This is a genomic window from Bordetella parapertussis, from assembly GCF_020735925.1.
Classification (GTDB): domain Bacteria; phylum Pseudomonadota; class Gammaproteobacteria; order Burkholderiales; family Burkholderiaceae_B; genus Bordetella; species Bordetella pertussis.
Map to the genome: position 1 here is coordinate 4,036,228 of NZ_CP085971.1, position 14,239 is coordinate 4,050,466.

Consider the following 14,239-nt stretch of genomic DNA (forward strand, 5'->3'; position numbering starts at 1 on the left):
CCTCACCGTACGGCGCCGCGCCGCCCTCGTGGAGCGCCCCATGCGCCGCAACCGATTCCTGGCCCCCCTGCTGGTGGCCGCCAGCCTGCTGGCCACCGCGCCGGCGCACGGCCAGCCCGCGCCCGCCGCCGTCCTGGCCAGCGATGAAGCGCAGCGCATCGCGCTCGATGCCTACGTGTACGTCTACCCCCTGGTCGTGATGGACCTGAGCCGGCGCCAGGATACCGGCGGCAAGGGCCCCGGCCACGCCCCCGCCAACACCTTCGCGCACGAGCGCCGCCTGCCGCAGGCCGACTTCCGCCGCCTGCCGCGGCCCAACTTCGACATGCTGCGTTCGTCGGCCTGGCTGGACCTGTCGACCGGCCCGGTGGTGATCTCGACGCCCGAGACCCATGGCCGCCTGTACACACTGTCCGTGCTGGACATGTGGACCGACATATTCGCGGTGCTGGGCAAGCGCACCACCGGCACGGCGCGCGGCAATCACGCCATCGTGCCGCCGGGCTGGACGGGCGTCCTGCCGCGCGGCATGCACCGCATCGACGCCCCCACCGCGCAGGTCCAGGCCCGGCTGTACGTGCAGACTGGAGGCTCGTCCGAATACCCAGGCGTGCACGCCGTGCAGGACGGCTTCATCCTGACCCCGCTGGCCGAATGGAACCAGCAGGCCCAGTCGGTGCGGCTGCGCTCCGACCCGGACCTCGACGCGCTCACGCCGGCGCAGCAGCAAGTGGAAGGCATGAACGCCGAAGACTACTTTGGCTACGCCGCCGAACTGCTGCGCAAGCATGCGCCGCACGCCACCGACCAGCCTATGCTGGCGCGGCTGCGCCGCCTGGGGATCGCGCCCGGCCAGCAACTGGCCTTCGCCCGCCTGCCCACCACCGTCCAGCAGGCGCTGCGCCACGCCGTGCGCAACGGCCCCCAGGCCCTGCGCGACAGCCTGCCGGCGACGGGATCGCTGGCCAATGGCTGGCAGGCCGATGCCGACGGCGCCGGCGTCTACGGCAATGCCTACCTGCGCCGTGCCGTGACGACGCAGGCCCGCCTGGGCGCCAGCCTGCCGGAAGACGTGACCGCCATGCTGCTGCTGGCCGACGCCGCCGGCCGCCCGCTCGAAGGCGGGCAGCGCTACGTGCTGCGTTTCGAGGCCGACCAGTTGCCGCCCGCCGGCGCGCTGTGGTCGCTGAACGCGTACGACGCCCAGGGCTACCCGGTCGGCAACGGTTTCAACCGCTACGCGCTGGGCGACCGCGACCCGGTGCGCTACAACCCGGACGGATCGCTGGAGCTGTACCTGCAGCGCGATCCGCCTGGCCCCGATGACCAGGCCAACTGGCTGCCCACCGGCGAAGGCGCGCCCGGCGTGATCCTGCGCATCTACCTGCCGCAAGCCAGCGTGCTCGCCGGCCGCTGGGTGCCGCCCGCGGCGCGCCGCGTCGAGGCGGCGGACGACTAGCCGCCGCCGTACCGCCGGCGCCCCGGGCCTGAGATAATGAGGCGTTTGCAACACACCCGGCCTTGCCATGGAAGACGCCTTCAGCCACCAATTGTCGATGACCATCCTGATGACGCCGGACATGGCGAACTTCTCGGGCAATGTGCACGGCGGCACCATTCTCAAGTACCTGGACCAGGTCGCCTATGCCTGTGCGAGCCGCTATGCGGGCCAGTATGTGGTCACGCTGTCGGTAGACCAGGTGGTCTTTCGCGAGCCCATCCATGTCGGCGAACTGGTGACCTTCCTCGCCTCGGTCAACTACACCGGCCGCACCTCGATGGAAATCGGCATCAAGGTGGTCACCGAGGACATCCGCCGCAAGCTGGTGCGCCATACCAACAGCTGTTACTTCACGATGGTGGCGGTCGACGACAACGGCCAGCCCACCGCCGTGCCGTCGCTGGAGCTGCGCAGCCTGGAAGAAAAGCAGCGCTTCGAGGCCGCCAAGCAGCGCCGCCTGCTGCGCCAGGAACTGGAAAAGCGCCACCACGCCATCAAGAAGCAGGCCCACGACGACCCGCATCCGGACCCCAAGCCCTAGGACGCCTCAGGCCTGCGCGTCGCGCGGCACGGCGGGCGCCGGCGTGTCGGCGCGTCCGGCCATGCGCCGCAGCCCCAGCCACTGCTGCGCCCAGAAGCCGCGCCCGTAATCGCGCCCGCCGGCCTGCGGCAACTGGTCATGGATGCCCGTCGGCCCGTAGTCGCCGTCAAAGCGCGCCGTGCCGAACAGCATGTCCCACAGCGGGAACAGGGCGGCGAAGTTGTAGCCGCCGGTGGGGCCGGGCTGCGAGGCATCGTACGCGATGGAATGATGCCGGCGATGAAAGCGCGGATCGACCAGCAGGCGCTGGCCCAGCGCGCCGAAACTGAGCCGCACGTTGGCGTGCGACAGGCTTTCGGCCAGCTGCATGATCGCCACCACCGCCACGAACTGCGCCGGCGGCACGCCGACCAGCTGCGACACCAGCACGATGACGGCATCGCGCAGGAAGTCGTCCAGCAGGTGATTGCGGTTGTCGCTCCACATCGTCATCTGGCGCTGGCTGTGGTACACGGCATGCAGCGCCCACAGCCAGTGCACGCGATGCTGGGCGCGGTGCCAGGCGTAGTCGACGGCGTCGAAGACCAGCAGATACAGGACCAGGCTGACCCAGGCCAGGTCGGTCACGCCGGGCCATATCTGGTCGAGGTGCCAGGTTGCCAGGCCCCAGGTGTGCATCTGGCCGAACAGGGCATCCCAGAGCGGATCGATGGTGAAGAACAGCGCCAGGCGGAACAGCCCCAGGCGATGCACCAGGGTATAGAGCACGTCCACCGCCACCTGGCCGCGGTCGCGCACGGGTTCGACCGGCCGCCAGCGCTGCAGCGGCCCGAACACCGCGATCAGCACCAGCAGTTGCAGCAGGCCCACCAGCAGCCACATCGTCGCGTCATAGGCGTCCTCGGTGAAACCGGCCAGCCCGAGGTGGAACAGCGCCGGCTGCACCAGGGCCTCGAACAGCCATTGCTGGCATTGCGAGAACCATTGAGTCAAGGTGTCCATGATCAGCGATGCGAGGCAATCCATGGCCGATAGGCCGAATGGGTATCGAGCGTGGCGAAGCAGAACCCCTTGGCCTGCAGCCCGGTGATCAGCGGCTCCAGCACGGCCGGCGCCCAGGGATCCTTGCGCGACCAGATGCCCAGGTGCGCCAACAGGATATCGCCGGGACGGATATTTTGCAGCGCCTGGCGCAGCAGCGCCGGGTTGGGGTATTTGTCACTGGGCAGTTCGTCGCCCAGGAAGCCCGCCGGCGCCCAGCCCACGTGCGCGTAGCCGCAGGCGCGCGCGGCCTGCAGCAGCGCCGGCGAAGTCTTGCCGCCGGGCGCGCGAAACAGCGGCAGCATGGCCGCGCCCGCCATCTCGCGCAGGCGCTGCGCCGGCTGCCGCAGCGCCGCGCAGTATTGCGCGGCGCTCCAGTCCTGGCTGACGCCGGCCCGCGGGCCGGCGCTGGGCCGCACGCGGAACCCGCCATCGGGCAGGTCGCGCTGCCAATACACATGGTCATAGGTGTGCGAGGCGAACACATGCCCTTCGGCGGCCCGGGCGCGCCACCACGCGGCCCATTGCCCGTCCAGGCTGCCGCCGCCATCCAGCGTGCGCTCGTTGGCCAGGAAAAAGGTGGCGCGCACGCCATGGCGCGCCAGCACCTCGGCCACCAGGTCGGCCACGCCCATGTGCCCGGTATCGAAGGTCAGGTACACCGGCTTGGCGCAGGCCGCGGCCGGCTCGCCCGCGACAGGGGCCGCGCTGGCGGCCACCGCGCCAAGCGCGGCGGCCAATCCGCCCAGCAGGCTAGCGCGCCGCCGCATGGCCGAGCGTCCACACACCGTGCGGCGATTTGCCGACACGCACCTGCTGGCTCACCTTTTTGGTCTCCAGGTCGATCACGGTCAGCTTGCCGGCCCAGCGCGAGGTCACCAGCAGTGTCTTGCCGTCGGCCAGCACATCCATGCAATCGGGGCCGCCCGGCGCCGGATAGCTGTCCACCACTTCCAGCGTCTGCATATCAATGCGGCTGATGGTGTTGGCGGCGCGGTTGCTGACGAACAGATGACGGCCGTCGCCCTGCGCGCGGAACGCATGCGCGCCGGCGCCGGTCTTGATGCGCCTGACCAGCCGCGCCGGGCTGGCAGTCAGGTCATAGGCCTCGACATAGCTGTCGCCGGTCAGCGCCACCAGCAGGGTCTTGTCGTCGCCGGTGACGAACACGTCGGCGGGCGTCCTGCCGACCGGGATGGTCCACAGCGGCGCCTGCGTGCCCAGGTCGATGGCGATCAACTGGTCGCTGTCCTGCAGCGTCACATAGGCGACGCGGCTGCCGCTGTCGATGGCGATATGGCTGGGCGTCTTGCCGGCCGGGATGCGGCGGGCCAGCTTCAGGTCGAACCCCTCGGGCCGCCGTTCCCAGCTGTAGATATCGATATGGTCAAGCCGGTTGGCCGCCGTGACGAACCACTTCATGTCCGGCGAGAAACGCAGATGGTAGGGATCGACGATGCCGGTCAGGGTATGCTGCACCGCGCCGGTACGCGGATCGAGCAGCGTGATGGTGTCGCTCATGGCGTTGGCCACCATCAGGGACTGCTCGTCCGGCGTCAGGTACAGATGGTGCGGTTCCTTGCCGGTCGGCACGCGGCGCATTTCGGCATAGGTCTGCGAATCGATGATGCTGACATCCGCATTGAGCGAATTGAGCACGAAAATCGGCGTCGCCATCGCCGAGACACAGCAGGCCAACCCTGCGCCGGCGAGGGCGCAACGGACCATATGCAGGGGGTTCAAGATCGCTCGACCGCAAAAGGAATAATCGACGGGGCACGACCGGCTGCATCGTCAGGCGGTCCGGCGCTATTGTGGCATAGCGGCATGCCGAAAAGCGCGCCGCCGCGGGCCGCGCCGGCAAACCCCGCCGCTTGTTGCGGGCCGGCAACAGCGTGGGCGGCGCGGCCCCATCGCCGGCCTGGCCGGACGCCTCAGCCGTCCCGGCCGGGCGGCGCCACGGAAGCGCCCTGGATGCCATGGCGCGCCAGCGCCTGGGCCACGAAACCGTTGCCCTTCATGCTCTCGACGAAGGCATCCAGGCAGGCGGCGGCCGCTTCGCCGCGCGCCTTGGGCAGGCCCATCGCCTGCCTGATCACCATGAAGCGTCCCGGCAGCAGCCGCACGCCGCCCACGCGCCGCGCGTCGGCCTGCAACTGCTGCTTGACGCCGGCGGCCACATCCAGCCGCCGGGCCAGGAAGGTGTCGACCACCGCCTGCGAGCTGGCCGCGCGCACGATCTCGGCATGCTGCAGGGCGCGCGTCAGGTGCAGGTCATAGGCGCTGCCCTTGCCCACGGTGACGCGCGTGCCGGCTCGGTCGACGTCTTCGTTGGCCTGCAGCGGGGAGTCGTCGCGCACCAGATAGGCCCCTTCGATCAATACATAGGGGCCGGTGAAGGCAATGCCCGCGCCGCGCGCCGGATCGATGGCGAAAAAACCGATATCGGCTTCTTCCCGGGTGACGGCGTCGACCGACTGCCCGGCGGTGTCGAACACCCGCAGTTCGATGCCGGCGTTCAGGCGCCGGGCGAATTCCCGCGCCAGGTCGACCGACACGCCGACGGCCTGGCCGGCCGCATCGGTGCCGGCCAGGATGGGGTTGCCCAGGTTGATGGCGGCGCGCAACTTGCCGGCAGGCAGGAAGGCCGGGCGCAATTCGGGGTCGATCATCATGGCGGCGCTCGCAGGACGGGGCCGCGCCGCCAGGGCGCGGCCGGATTGAGGTCGAACGCCTATTCTATCTACTCGGGTGCCTGTCCCCGCTGGGACAGGCACCCCGGGCACCCGCCCGTCAGGCCGCGGCCGCCAGCGGATGCTGGAAGGTGAAGCTGTCTGCGTACAGATGGTCCAGGCTGGCGCCGCGCTCGGCGAAGCGGTGCTTGGCCTGCGCGATCATGGTCGGCGACCCGCACAGGTAGAGCGCGTGCTCGGAAAGGTCGTCGAAGTCCTGCAGCACCGCATCCTGCACATAGCCGCTGCGGCCCCGCCAGCCGGCGTCGGGGCGCGACAGCACCGGCACGAAATCGAACTCGTACAACCGGCCCTGCCATGACGCGATGGCGTCGCGCAGGTACAGGTCGGCTTCGGTGCGCATGCCCCAGTACAGGCTGACCGGCGGACACTCGTCGTCGTCCAGCAGGGATTCCAGCATGGCCTTGATCGGCGCGAGCCCGGTGCCGGTGGCCACCATCACCAGCGGCCGGTAATCCTGCTCGTGGTAGCAGAAAGTGCCCAGCGGCGCCTCGATCTCCAGCGGGGCGCCCGCCTGCGCGGCGGCCAGCCAGCGGTCGGTGAAGCGCCCGCCGGCAATGCGGCGCACGTGGAAATCCAGCCGCCCACGGCGCGGATCGGAGGCCATCGAGAAACTGCGTGTCTGCCCATCGGGCAGCACGATGTTCATGTATTGCCCGGCTCGGTAGTCCGGCCACTGGTCGGGATCGACCTCCAGCGCCAGGTGCGTCACATCGCTGCACAGCGACGCGATGTGCGCCACGCGGGCGGCGATGCGGCGCGGCTCGGCGAAGGACGGCCCGCTGGCCACGCTGATCTCCAGGTCGGAGCAGGCGCGCGCCTGGCACACCAGGGCATAGCCGCACGCCGCCTCTTCCTCGCTCAGCGCCATGGGCTGCTCTTCGTATTCGACCCTGCCCTCCAGCAGCTTGACGCGGCACGTGCCGCAGCCGCCGAAGGTGCATTCGTGCGCCATCCGGACGTTGGCGCGCGTGGCGGCGTCCAGCACCGACTCGCCGGGCTCGGCGCAGAACTGCTCGCCGGTTTCCATCAGATGAATGCGATAAGCCATGGCGGTTCCGTCGTGCGTCTACTTCTTGATGTCCGCGGCGACCATCACCTTCATGCCGCGCTCGGCCAGCATGTCGGCCAGCGCCTGCAGCGCCGCCACGCCAGCCTTGGTGTCCTGCTCGCCGTTGCCGCCGCTCAGGCCGACGCCGCCGATGACCTCGTCATCGACCACGATGGGAAACCCGCCCACGAACACGGCGAACTTGCCTTCGAAGCTCCACTGGATGCCGAAGGCTTCGTTGCCCGGCAAGGCCGGGCCGTTGGGCGGCGTGTTGAAAAGGTGCGTCGAGCGCTTGTGGCCGGCGGCGGTGAACGCCTTGTTCCAGGCAATCTGCGGACCGGTGATGCGCGCGCCATTCATGCGCTCCAGCGCGATGGGATAGCCGCCGTCATCGACGATGCAGATCGATTCCAGCACGCCGATTTCCTCCGACTTGGCGATCGCGGCCTGGATCATGACGCGTGCTTCTTCCAATTCCAATCGATAGATCTGTTTCATGTCGTCCCTTCAAACGTGTGGGGTTCAGCCGGCGCGGTAGACCGTCTTGATCTGGGTATAGAACTCCAGCCCGATGCGGCCCGACTCGCGGAACGTCGAGGTGCTGGAGCGCTTCAGGCCGCCGAACGGCGCATTGATCAGGTTGCCCGTGGTGGTGCGGTTGATCTTCACCGTGCCGGCCTGGATATCGCGCGCGAAACGGTGCGCGTACTGCGCATTGGTGGTGGCGATGGCCGCGGCCAGGCCGTACTCGGTGTCGTTGGCCTTGGCGATGGCGTCTTCATAGCCATTGACCTCGATCAGCGCGATGACCGGCCCGAAGATCTCCTCGCGGGCGATGCGCATCTGCTGCGTGACGTCGGCAAAGACCGCCGGAGTGAGGTAGTAGCCGCGTTCGTAGCCCGGACCGTCCAGCCGCTCGCCGCCATACAGCAGCCGGGCCTCCTGCTTGCCCACCTCGATGTAGCGCATCACCGATTCGAGCTGCCTGGCGGTGGCCAGCGGACCCAGGTCGAAACTGCCTTCCAGGCTGTTGCCCACTTTCAGGGCCTTGACCTTGGCCAGCAGCTTCTCGGTGAAGGCCGCCTTGACCGGCGCGTCCACCAGCACGCGGCTGGTTCCCGTGCAGGCCTGGCCGCTGAGCGAAAAACCGCCCTTGACGACCAGGTCCACGGCGCGGTCCAGGTCGGCATCGGCCATGACGATCAGCGGGTTCTTGCCGCCCAGCTCCATTTGCGTGCGGGTGGTCATGTCCACCGAGCGGTGGATCTGCTCGCCCGCCGCGGTCGAGCCGGTGAACGACACCGCGCGCACCTGCGGCGCCTGGGTGATCGCCGCGCCGATGGCCGAGGCGCTGCCGGTCACCAGGTTCAGCACCCCGGGCGGCAGGCCCGCCTGCTCGAACGCCTCGACCAGGCGCAGGCCGGACAGCGGCGCATCCGAGGAAGGCTTGAACACCACGGTATTGCCGGTGATCAGCGCCGGGGCGATCTTGCGCGCCGGGATCGACACCGGGAAGTTCCACGGCGAGATCACCGTCACCACGCCCAGCGGCTCGCGCTGGCTGTACACGACCATGTCCGGATCGTCGTTGACAAAGGTTTCGCCGCTGAACGACTGGCCCTCGGCCGCGTAGAAGCGGATGGTCTGCGCCGAGCGCAGGACTTCGTCCTTGGCCAGGTTCAGCGCCTTGCCTTCCTCGCGCGTCAGCTCGCGGCCGAACTGCTCGGCGTGCGCCTCCAGGTAGTCGGCGGCGCGCTGCATCAGCGCGGCGCGCTTGGACACGGCCAGGTTGCGCCAACCGTCGAAGGCGGCCTGCGCGGCGGCCACCGCCGCGGCCGCATCCTCGGCCTGCGAGGCCTGGAAGCGCCCCACGATGTCGTCGGTGTCGGCCGGGTTTACGTTGGGATAGGTCTTGCCCGCGGCGCAGGCGACCCATTGCCCGCCGATATAGTTCTTGAACTCGTGGTTCCGGAGATCTTCCACATCAGACCTTTCAGGTTGCGGGCGCCGCCTCGCGGCGGCGCGGTTCAGGCGGCCAGCTTCAGCTTGTCCAGCGACAGCTCGTGCTGCACATAGTCGGTATACAGGGCGGTGGTATAGAGCAGCCGCATCTGGGCGCCGACTTCGCAGATCCGCAGGCAGCGCTGCTGCAGCTCGGGCGTGTTGGCGTGCTCGAGCACGATCTGGTAGCCGCGTTCGCCGTGGATCTCGTCCGAGACGATGTGCAGGTCGAAGAACTCGACTTCCTCGTCGGTAAAGCCGTACTTCTCGCGCAACGTGGGCGTCTGCTTGCGGTAGATCGACGGCACCTGCGACTCCAGGCCGACCACCAGGCCCGCCACCGCCACGATGGGGTCCTCGCGCATGGCGACGGCATAGCACCAGCTCTGCAGGCCGCGCGTGGTGGGCGACATGTTGTCGGGGCTGACCACGCGCTCGCGCGTGGTGCCGCAGGCCTCGGCGAAGCGGATCAGCAGGTCGGTATGGCGGTCGCCGCCGATTTCCTCTTCGTACATATTGGCCAGCAGGAAGTCCTTGGCCTCGGTATAGGTATCGGGCGTACGGCCATAGATATAGGCCAGGTAATCGGCGAACGGGCCGACATAGTGGTAGTGGTTCTCGGCCCAGCGCGCCAGGTGTTCGCGGCTGAGCTGGCCGCTGGCCCAGGCGATGCTGAACGGCGACGCGTTGGCGCTCTTGCCCTTGATGGCGTTTTCCAACGCACTGCGGAATTCTTCTCGGCTCATCAAATCCGACATGGTCTGCTCCTTGTAGATAGCGCTGGCGCGAAGCGCGCTGGCGAGAATGTTTGGATATTGTATACTGTAAGCACTAAATAAAAGCCCGGGAAAACCCGCATCCCGGGCCCGACGCCGCCTCAGGACCAGATCAGGATGGCGGCAATCGTGGACACGCTCAGGGCCAGCAGTACCGGCAGCATCAGGGCGCGCACCATGTCCAGCACGTGCACGCGGGCAAAGCCGGCCACCGCGATCAGCGAGGACCAGGCAATCAGCGTGCCGCCGCCGGTCCATACGGCGCCCATCTGGCCCCCGCGGCCAGGGTCGCCGGGTCGATGCCCACCACCGGGCCCAGGGCGCCGGACAGGGTGCCGGTCAGCGGCAGGCCGGCGAAGCCCGAGCCGTCGATGCCCGTCACCATGCCCACCAGCAGCACGCCGAAAGCGACCAGGTAGTGGTTTTCGGGAATCAGGTGCTGGGCGGCGCTGATCAGGTCGAACAGCAGGCCCGGCGCATGGCCGGATTCCAGCCCCAGGATGGGCGCGGCGGTCTCGGCCGCGCCGATGAAGAAGAAGCCGGCGATGGGCAGCACCGAGCCCATGGCGCGGAACGCGAACACAAAGCCGTCGGTGACATGCTCGGGGCAGACATCAAGCATGCGGCGCGGCCCTTCGGCCGCCAGCGTGGCCAGCATCATCAGCATGAACGCCACCCCGCCCACCAGCGCGGCCGCGTCGCCGCCGCGCAGCGCCGGCAGGCCGGGCACCAGCCGCGGCAAGGCCATCAGCGCGATCACGCCCAGGAAAGCGATGGGCGTGATCAGCGCAAACGCGCGCGACCAGCCAGCCAGGCGCGCCTCGGCCCCGCCCTTGACCGGCTGGCTGGCGCCGCGCGCCAGCTCGGCCTTGTCGAACGAGCCCGAACCCTCGATGCGCTCCAGCTCGCCATCCTGCGCGCGCGCCTGCCAGGCCGCCAGCAGCGCCGTATCGCCCGGCACAATGTGCTTGCGCATGAACAGGTAGGTCATCACCAGGGCGATCGCGCCCGTGATGACCGACAGCACCAGCGCCCGGTCGGCCACCACCGCGGCGCTCACCGCCGCGCCCGCCAGCGGCGGCAGGCCGGCTGCCACCGCCGCCGGCAGCAGGATGGCGCACACCAGCGGCACCGCCGGCGGGGGCCAGAAGAACAGGGACAGGCCATAGGTACAGCCGGCCAGGATCAGGAACGAAGCGTGCCCGTTGGTCATGACGCGGCGCAAGGGCTGCACCATGCGCACGTCGGCCTGCAGCACCTTCAGCGCATTGAGCAGCGCCGTCATGAAGGTGATCACCAGGAAAATATTGAACAGCTCCTTGGCCGCCACGAAGCTGGCGGTGAAAATGCCCACCAGCGCCTGGATGGGACTGCCCGTGAACGCCAGCACGACCAGGAAGGTGCCCAGCACCGACGGAACCACGACATTGGCCCGCAAGACCATCGTCAGAATGATGGCCACCACACTGAGCAGGTACACCCAATGGGCGGCGCCCAGCACGACATCCGACTGCATACCGCTTCCCCTTGTCCACGCACGGGCTGAGGCCCACGCTCAAACTGTATACTATATTTAGTTTGATTGCCGTCAAAGCGGAAAGCCGGAAAAACTAGGGAATACCATAGCGCCGCCTACCAAACAGAGGCTGTTTTTCGAGGGATAACCCGTAAAAACCCCTGCATTGATTTGCCGGCGGCAGGTCGTGCCGTTATGATTGCATATCGTATACTAATAAACATCGACCATGCCCTGGCTTGCCTACGCCCCCGACCCCTGGTTGTTCGCCGCCATGGCTGCCACGGTTTTCGTTGCCGCGGTGGCGCAAGGCATAGGCGGCGTGGGCTTCGCCATGCTGGCCGCGCCCGTGGCGGGAATCTTCTTTCCGCAACTGGCGCCCGGGCCGCTGCTTACCCTGGGCGGCTTCGTGTCGCTGCTGACCGCCCTGCGCGAACGGGCGGCCATCGACTGGGCTACGGTCGGCTACACGCTGGTCGGACGCTTCGCCGGCACCCTGGTGGCCGTCTATGCCCTGACCCGCTTCGCCCCGCAGCTGCTATCGGTGCTGTTTGCCGTGTCCATCCTGGCCGCGGTGGGCATCAGCGTGGCTGGCGTGCGCATCAGCGCTTCGCCCGCCCAGATGTCGGGCGCCGGCCTGGCCTCGGGCGTCATGGGCACCATCACCTCGGTTGGCGCGCCGCCGCTGGCCATCATGATGCAGCATTCGCCGCCGCCGCGCCTGCGCGCCACGCTGGGGCTGATCCTGTTCATCGGGGCGTCTTTCTCGCTGACTATGCTGTCGCTGGCCGACCGCTACGGCGTCAACGAGTTCCTGCTCAGCGTCGGCCTGCTGCCGTTCCTGCTGCTCGGCTTCTCCTGCTCCAGCCGCCTGAAGGAGCGCATGCGGCCGGCTACCGTGCGCCGCATCCTGCTGGGCATCTGCGCCATCGGCGCGCTCGTCGTGCTGGCGCGCGCCGCGCTGGGCGCCTGAAGGCGCGGCCGGGCCGCCGCCGGGCGGCTTGCACGGACGGTGTAGCAGAGTAATACAATGGACACTGTATTCACTGTCCCATCTGCTCGCACAACGCCATGGCACTTTCTGGTCCCAGCACGTATCCGCTCGACGCCGGCCATTCCGCCCCTTCGCTGAAAATCGGCGAGCAGCACACGCCTTTGTTCGCCGTCATCCGTGACAAATTGCGCGAACGCATCCTCAGCGGCGAGTTCACGCCGGGCGACCGGCTGATCGAAGGCCGGCTCTCCGACGACATGGGTGTGTCGCGCATCCCGGTACGCGAAGCCCTGCGCGCCCTGGCCGCCGAAGGCCTGGTCACGATCGAGCCGCGCCGCGGCGCATCGGTGGCGGTGCTGTCCGAGGCCATCGCCTACGACATGGTCGAAGTCCGCGCCACGCTCGAAGGCCTGAACGCCAAGCTGGCCGCGCAGCGCCGCGACGACGCCACCGTGACGCGGCTGCGCAAGTTCCTCGACGATGGGACCGAAGCGGCGCGCAGCGACGACCTGCAGCAATTCCTGGCGCTCAACTCGCAGTTCCACGAGATGCTGGCCACCATCGCCGGCAACGTGGTGCTGACCGACCTGATGCGCTCGCTGCGCGACCGCACCGCCTTGCTGTTCGCGCCCAGCAACATGCGACGCGCCAAGCAGAACTGGGACGAACACGCGCAGATCCTCAATGCCGTGATCGCCGGCAACGGCGAACTGGCCTCGCTGCTGGCCACCCAGCACGTCCACAATGCGGCGCGCGCCTACACCGAGGCGCAGCAACAGAACCAGCCCTCGGCGGCCTGAGCGCCGCGCTAGGGCGCCGGCCAGCCGCGCTGGGCGGCCAGGCGGCGGTAGGCGTACCCGGCCAGGGCCACGTCCTCCAGCCCCACGCCCACCGACTTGTAGATCACGATATCTTCATCGGCCTGGCGCGCCGTCGCCCGCCCGGCCAGCACATCGGCCAGTTCGACCACTTTGGCGTCCAGGCCGGTATCCGGCGCGGCCAGCACCAGGTCGCCCGCTTCGGACAGCGTCTGCTCGCGCCACTCCACCACGACCGCCCGCGCGCGGCGCAAGACCTCGTCGTCCAGTTCCCGCGTATGCGGCAGGCTGGACCCGATCGCCCCCACGAACGCGCCCGCGCGCAATGCCTGCCCGGCAAACAGCGGCGTGGCCGAGCGCGTTGCGGTCACCACGATATCGGCCTGCGCGGCAATGTCGGCGGGCGCGGCCATGCGCGCCGGGACGCCGCAGCGCCGGCCGATGCGCTCCACGACCTCGGGCGAGGCATGAGGGTCATGGACCAGGATGGCCTCCAGGGCAAAGCGCGCGCTCAGCTGCGCCGCATGCTCGACGCCCTGGGTGCCGGCGCCGAACAGCCCCAGCACGCTGGAACGCAGACGGGCCAGCGCGCCGGCGGCCAGCACCGTGCACGCCGCGGTGCGCTTGCGCGTCAGCGTGCCTGCGTCGCACGTCGCCAGCGGCCGGCCGTCGGCGGCCGAGAACAGCAGGATCACGAACTGGAACTGCCCCTTGATCGTGGTGTACACCTTGGCGCCCGCCACGCCCTGGCCGGGAATCACCGCGCCCAGGGTCGACAGCTTCACGCCGCCGGCTTCGGTGCGCACGCGCCGCTGCATGGCGGCCGAGCCCCGGCCGAAGTCCAGGAATGCGGCGTGCAGCACCTCCTGCGCGGCCTGCGGGGTGACCGCGTCCTCGATCATTGCGTCGTCGATGTGCAGCATGCGCGCTCCCTCAAACGGGCTTGGGTTTCTGCCACGACACCTTGATGTCGCCGTTGACGAACGTCTGGCACGCCATGCGGTAGCCGCGCTCGAAATCTTCCGGCGTCAGGTGCCGGCGCTCCTTGGGCTTGATGGCGTCGGTATGCTCCAGCCCCGATTCGATCAGGCACTTGCAGGTCCCGCACAGCCCGCCGCCGCACTTGAAGGGAATGCCGCCCTGCTCCTTGAGGGAAACGCGCAGCAGATTGCTGTTCTCGGGCGCGGTGACGACCTTGCCGCCGTTGGTGATGAAGGTGATTTCGACCATGGTGTTCACGATTGGGT

Annotated in this window: 14 protein-coding genes and 1 pseudogene; 4 read left to right on the top strand and 11 right to left on the bottom strand. The window is 68.8% G+C overall.

Annotated features, from left to right (window positions below; translation table 11 throughout):
* Positions 1-40 precede the first annotated feature (40 nt).
* Positions 41-1,459 (top strand): DUF1254 domain-containing protein, encoded by a 1,419-nt coding sequence (locus tag LK409_RS19035; RefSeq protein ID WP_010927153.1) that lies wholly within the window; start codon positions 41-43, stop codon positions 1,457-1,459.
* 67 nt (positions 1,460-1,526) lie between these two features.
* Entirely contained in the window at positions 1,527-2,042 is a 516-nt protein-coding gene (locus tag LK409_RS19040) for an acyl-CoA thioesterase (RefSeq protein ID WP_003815410.1), read from the top strand.
* Positions 2,043-2,048: 6 nt separating this feature from the next.
* On the opposite strand, the gene LK409_RS19045 is transcribed toward LK409_RS19040, so the two are convergent.
* From LK409_RS19045 to LK409_RS19085, 9 genes and pseudogenes are all read right to left on the bottom strand, one after another.
* A complete protein-coding gene (locus tag LK409_RS19045; protein ID WP_010929418.1) occupies positions 2,049-3,044 on the bottom strand; it encodes a sterol desaturase family protein in 996 nt (331 codons plus the stop codon).
* Positions 3,045-3,046: 2 nt separating this feature from the next.
* Positions 3,047-3,853, bottom strand: coding sequence for a polysaccharide deacetylase family protein (locus LK409_RS19050; protein WP_010929419.1), 807 nt, complete (start codon positions 3,851-3,853; stop codon positions 3,047-3,049).
* The gene (locus tag LK409_RS19055; protein WP_003815413.1) at positions 3,837-4,826 is read right to left on the bottom strand and encodes a YVTN family beta-propeller repeat protein; all 990 of its coding nucleotides are present in this window, start codon (positions 4,824-4,826) and stop codon (positions 3,837-3,839) included. Before LK409_RS19055 ends, LK409_RS19050 begins: the two co-directional genes overlap by 17 nt.
* Positions 4,827-5,017: 191 nt before the next feature.
* Entirely contained in the window at positions 5,018-5,758 is a 741-nt protein-coding gene (locus LK409_RS19060; protein ID WP_003815414.1) for an ABC transporter substrate-binding protein, read from the bottom strand.
* A 118-nt stretch (positions 5,759-5,876) separates the two neighbouring features.
* A complete protein-coding gene (locus LK409_RS19065) occupies positions 5,877-6,887 on the bottom strand; it encodes a 2Fe-2S iron-sulfur cluster-binding protein (protein WP_010929420.1) in 1,011 nt (336 codons plus the stop codon).
* Positions 6,888-6,905: 18 nt separating this feature from the next.
* Positions 6,906-7,385: a GlcG/HbpS family heme-binding protein gene (locus LK409_RS19070; protein WP_003815416.1), complete on the bottom strand. Its 480-nt coding sequence runs from the start codon at positions 7,383-7,385 to the stop codon at positions 6,906-6,908.
* A gap of 24 nt (positions 7,386-7,409) precedes the next feature.
* On the bottom strand, positions 7,410-8,870 hold the full coding sequence (locus tag LK409_RS19075; RefSeq protein WP_003815417.1) for an aldehyde dehydrogenase family protein: 1,461 nt from the start codon (positions 8,868-8,870) through the stop codon (positions 7,410-7,412).
* Positions 8,871-8,914: 44 nt separating this feature from the next.
* Positions 8,915-9,646: a TenA family transcriptional regulator gene (locus LK409_RS19080; RefSeq protein WP_003815418.1), complete on the bottom strand. Its 732-nt coding sequence runs from the start codon at positions 9,644-9,646 to the stop codon at positions 8,915-8,917.
* A gap of 119 nt (positions 9,647-9,765) precedes the next feature.
* Positions 9,766-11,180: pseudogene (locus tag LK409_RS19085) on the bottom strand (hypothetical protein).
* A 229-nt stretch (positions 11,181-11,409) separates the two neighbouring features.
* On the opposite strand from LK409_RS19085, the gene LK409_RS19090 reads away from it, so the two are divergent.
* Positions 11,410-12,153: a sulfite exporter TauE/SafE family protein gene (locus LK409_RS19090; protein ID WP_003815420.1), complete on the top strand. Its 744-nt coding sequence runs from the start codon at positions 11,410-11,412 to the stop codon at positions 12,151-12,153.
* Positions 12,154-12,251: 98 nt separating this feature from the next.
* The gene (locus LK409_RS19095) at positions 12,252-12,974 is read left to right on the top strand and encodes a GntR family transcriptional regulator (RefSeq protein ID WP_003815421.1); all 723 of its coding nucleotides are present in this window, start codon (positions 12,252-12,254) and stop codon (positions 12,972-12,974) included.
* Between the two features lie 8 nt (positions 12,975-12,982).
* Here LK409_RS19095 and LK409_RS19100 read toward each other — a convergent pair whose 3' ends face one another.
* Positions 12,983-13,915 carry an ornithine cyclodeaminase family protein gene (locus tag LK409_RS19100; RefSeq protein WP_010929421.1) on the bottom strand — a complete coding sequence of 311 codons (933 nt, stop codon included), beginning with the start codon at positions 13,913-13,915 and terminating at the stop codon, positions 12,983-12,985.
* Positions 13,916-13,925: 10 nt separating this feature from the next.
* Positions 13,926-14,231 carry a 2Fe-2S iron-sulfur cluster-binding protein gene (locus tag LK409_RS19105; protein ID WP_003815425.1) on the bottom strand — a complete coding sequence of 102 codons (306 nt, stop codon included), beginning with the start codon at positions 14,229-14,231 and terminating at the stop codon, positions 13,926-13,928.
* Positions 14,232-14,239 lie beyond the last annotated feature (8 nt).